Origin of the sequence: Ferruginibacter sp. (assembly GCF_031430955.1) — a bacterium.
In the GTDB taxonomy this organism is placed as follows: domain Bacteria; phylum Bacteroidota; class Bacteroidia; order Chitinophagales; family Chitinophagaceae; genus Ferruginibacter.
Genome location: NZ_JANPCM010000492.1, coordinates 1 through 4063 on the forward strand (window position 1 = coordinate 1; position 4063 = coordinate 4063).

4 protein-coding genes are annotated in these 4063 nt (G+C 35.2%); all 4 read left to right on the top strand.

Annotated elements, in window-relative coordinates; translation table 11 throughout:
* A partial coding sequence (gene radA / locus ACY65O_RS13700; RefSeq protein ID WP_462221422.1) for a DNA repair protein RadA occupies positions 1 to 1260 on the top strand: 1260 nt, incomplete at its 5' end.
* A gap of 53 nt (positions 1261 to 1313) precedes the next feature.
* Complete coding sequence (locus ACY65O_RS13705) at positions 1314 to 2015, top strand: ComF family protein (RefSeq protein ID WP_462221423.1); 702 nt, start codon at positions 1314 to 1316, stop codon at positions 2013 to 2015.
* A 20-nt stretch (positions 2016 to 2035) separates the two neighbouring features.
* Complete coding sequence (locus ACY65O_RS13710) at positions 2036 to 3475, top strand: hypothetical protein (protein WP_462221424.1); 1440 nt, start codon at positions 2036 to 2038, stop codon at positions 3473 to 3475.
* 114 nt (positions 3476 to 3589) lie between these two features.
* Positions 3590 to 3937 carry a hypothetical protein gene (locus ACY65O_RS13715; protein ID WP_462221425.1) on the top strand — a complete coding sequence of 116 codons (348 nt, stop codon included), beginning with the start codon at positions 3590 to 3592 and terminating at the stop codon, positions 3935 to 3937.
* Positions 3938 to 4063 lie beyond the last annotated feature (126 nt).

Consider the following 4063-nt stretch of genomic DNA (forward strand, 5'->3'; position numbering starts at 1 on the left):
ACAAAAGGAACCGATAAAAAAGAAAAAGATGAATGGCGTGATTACTCCGGTTTGGGAAAACAAAAAACCATCTCTATAAATGATGTAAGCAGCGCCGAAGAAAAAAGGATACTTAAAACCGATGCAGAATTAAACCGTGTGTTAGGCGGTGGCATTGTTTTAGGAAGTATTGTTTTAGTTGCAGGCGAACCGGGCATTGGTAAATCAACTTTGTTTTTACAAATTGGTTTACACCTTAAAGATGTGATTACATTATATATAAGTGGAGAAGAAAGTGAACAACAAATAAAAATGAGGGCCGACCGTGTAGGAATTAGAAGTGAAAATTTTTATTTACTTACCGAAACCAATACACAAACCATTTTTCAGGAGATAAAAAAATTAAAACCACAATTGGTTATTGTAGATTCAATACAAACATTACAATCGCCATTTGTAGAAAGCGGACCCGGAAGCGTAAGCCAGATAAGAGAAACTGCTGCCGAACTGCAACGCTTTGCTAAAGAAACCAACACACCTGTTTTTTTAATTGGCCACATTACTAAAGATGGCAACATTGCCGGGCCAAAAATTTTGGAGCACATGGTAGATACGGTATTGCAGTTTGAAGGCGACCGACATTATGCTTATCGCATTTTACGTACTTTAAAAAATCGTTTTGGTTCTACCGCAGAGTTGGGCATTTACGAAATGACCGGCGAAGGCATGAGGGCTGTAACCAACCCCAGCGAAATTTTAATTACGCAAAAAGAAGATGCCTTAAGCGGCATTGCCATTGCAGCAACTATTGAAGGCATGCGGCCTTTATTAATAGAAACGCAGGCGTTAGTTACGCAAAGCGTTTATGGTACGCCGCAACGTACGGTTAGTGGTTTCGATTTACGGCGTTTACAATTATTATTAGCCGTGCTGGAAAAACGTGGTGGTTTTCATTTTGGCGTAAAAGATGTTTTTGTAAATATTGCCGGAGGATTAAAAATAGAAGACCCTTCTATTGACCTGGCAATTGTTTGTGCCTTACTCAGCAGTTATGAAGATGTACCGCTTCACCACCATACTTGTTTTGCCGGGGAAGTGGGCTTAAGCGGAGAGATAAGAGCAGTGAACCGTATTGAACAACGCATTGCCGAAGCTGAAAAATTAGGTTTTGAAAAAATTATAGTGAGTAAATACAATGCTAAAAGTTTACCCAAGCATAAAACTAATATTGAAATAGTAGCGTTGGGAAAGGTGGAAGAGGTTTATCAGTATTTGTTTTAGCCCCAAACCTCTGAAGGGGCTTTAGTGTATAATAATTTAAACAGGTTTATTTTATGCAAACTTTAAAAAACATATTCTCCTCCACCCTTCACCTCTTTTACCCACACGTATGCACGGGTTGCGGAAGCGATTTATTGCAACAAGATAATTTGCTCTGCCTGCATTGCATCAACAATTTACCCCACACCAATTTTGCACAGCATAATAATAACCCGGTAGAAAAAATATTTTGGGGACGCATACCCATTACTGCAGCGCACAGCGAATTTTATTTTTCAAAAGAATTTTTAATACAGCAACTCATTCACCAATTAAAATATAAAAACAATACTGCTATTGGTTTTTATTTAGGGGAGTTAATGGGTAAAACATTATCAGCATCAAACCGATTTAATAATATTGATTACTTAATTCCTTTGCCGCTTTACCCCGATAAAGAACATAAACGTGGATACAATCAGGCAACAATAATTTGCAATGGAATGAGTGAAGTAATGAATATTCCTGTTTTAAATGACAATGTAATTCGCCAAAAATTTACCGAAACACAAACCCGAAAGCATCGTACAGAAAGATGGGAAAATGTGGAAGGCAGTTTTAAAATAAAAAACCCTGAAACCTTAAAAGGAAAAAACATTTTACTGGTAGATGATGTAATAACTACCGGTGCAACTTTAGAAGCCTGCGGCAGTGTTATTTTACAAACAGAAGGGGCAAAATTATATATTGCCACTTTAGCGCATGCTGCTAAATAGTTTTACTTTAAATTTGAATTATGAAGAGGTATTTATTTGCTTATTGCCCGTTGTCTGTTGCCAATTATTTATTGCCCATTACCTGCTGCCTTTTGCTTATTGTGTCTTCTTGTAAAAAAGATAGTTTTATTACAGCACCTAATGCAAGGCTTAGCATTACCGCCGACTCTTTAAAATACGATACCGTTTTTACCACTACTGGCTCAATAACAAAGTCTTTTAAAATAATTAATGAGAACAATCAAAAGCTGCAATTAAGTAAAATTAAATTAGGAGGTGGTGCAGCATCTTCATTTAAAATAAATATTAATGGCAACAATATTACCGAAGCAAACAATATTGAATTGGATGCCAACGACAGCATTTATGTTTTTGTATCGGTATCAATAAATCCCAACGCTGCCAATCTTCCTTTTATTATCAGCGATAGTATTTTAATAAGTTATAATGGTAATAACCGTTTTGTACAATTGCAGGCATATGGGCAAAATGCTAATTTTTTATCCAATAAAGTAATTACCGGCAATGTAACATGGACTAATACTTTGCCTTATGTAATTCTTAAGAGTATTCGCATTGATACAACAGCTACATTAACTATACAACCCGGTACAAAAATTTATTGTCATGCAGATGCGCCATTTATTGTAGATGGCACACTTATAATTAACGGGACAAAAAATAATGAAGTAGTTTTTGCCGGCGACCGTTTAGATAATGATTATAAAGATCTGCCTGCAGGCTGGCCTGGTATTTATTTTAGAAACAACAGTAAAAATAATGTGCTGAAATTTGCGATAATTAAAAATGCATACCAGGCTGTGGTTGTAACTGCGCCATCAATCAATTCAAATCCAAAATTAATTTTACAGCAATGCAAAATTGATAATGCTTACGATGCAGGCATACTTTGTGCCAATACCAGTTTGCAAATTAATAACAGTTTAATAAGTAACTGCGGCAGTAATGTCGCATTGGTTTATGGCGGCGATTATAATTTTACTAATTGTACTGTTGCGGCATATTCTAATTTATATATTAATCATAAAAACCCTTTATTAACCGTAAATAATTTTGCGGCCCAGGGTGGCTCAACAATTACCGCTAATTTAAATGCCGTATTTCGCAATTGCATTTTTTGGGCTGATAGCTCAGGATTTGTAAATAATGAAATAACCGTAAATAAACAAGGTGTCAATACTTTTACTGTTTTGTTCGAAAATAATTTATACAGAGGAAGCGACCCAACTAACAGCACATTAACCAACAACCTAAAAAACCAAAATCCATTATTTGATAGTATTGATGTGCCGAAGCGGATGTATAATTTTAGAATTTCAAACAATAATGCACCGGGAGTTAATAAAGGAATCGCAAATATCCCTATTTTAATGAAAGATTTAGATGACAAAAATAGAAATATTGGGCTGCCGGATTTAGGATGTTATGAAAAACAATAAAACTGTCACAAGTTGTTTTACGTAAGTTTAGCATCTAAAAACAAGTTGGCAGCATAATTGCTTAAACAATTGTCTTATTTCAATGTTATTAAATTACTCACTAAAAATTAAATCATGTTAAAATTTATTGCCATTGCCGCAACATTATTATCCTGTGCAGCACAAACGAATAGTATCGATACTGCAGTTATGAATAACGAAACAGTAACTCCTGCAATGATTGCCGCAAAATCTATCTACGATTTTAAAGTAGAAGCTTTGGATGGACAAACTATTGACTTTTCAAAATTCAAAGGCAAAAAAATATTAATAGTAAACACTGCTTCTAAATGCGGCTATACCACACAATACGAAGGGTTGGAAGCTTTGTATAAAAAATACCAGAACAAATTAGTTATTGTAGGTTTTCCTGCCAACAACTTTGGTGGTCAGGAGCCGGGTACCAATACCGAAATACAGTAATTTTGTAAAAAGAATTATGGCGTTACTTTTCCTATGGCAGCAATAGTTTAGTTAAAAGGCGATGATAATGATCCTATTTTTAAATGTCTTACCAGCAAAAGCGAAAACGGTGTGTTAGATGCAGAG

Coding starts and splice junctions, on each gene's coding strand:
- ACY65O_RS13705 (WP_462221423.1), top strand. CDS start 1,314: ATGCAAACTTTAAAAAACATATTCTCCTCCACCCTTCACCTCTTTTAC.
- ACY65O_RS13710 (WP_462221424.1), top strand. CDS start 2,036: ATGAAGAGGTATTTATTTGCTTATTGCCCGTTGTCTGTTGCCAATTAT.
- ACY65O_RS13715 (WP_462221425.1), top strand. CDS start 3,590: ATGTTAAAATTTATTGCCATTGCCGCAACATTATTATCCTGTGCAGCA.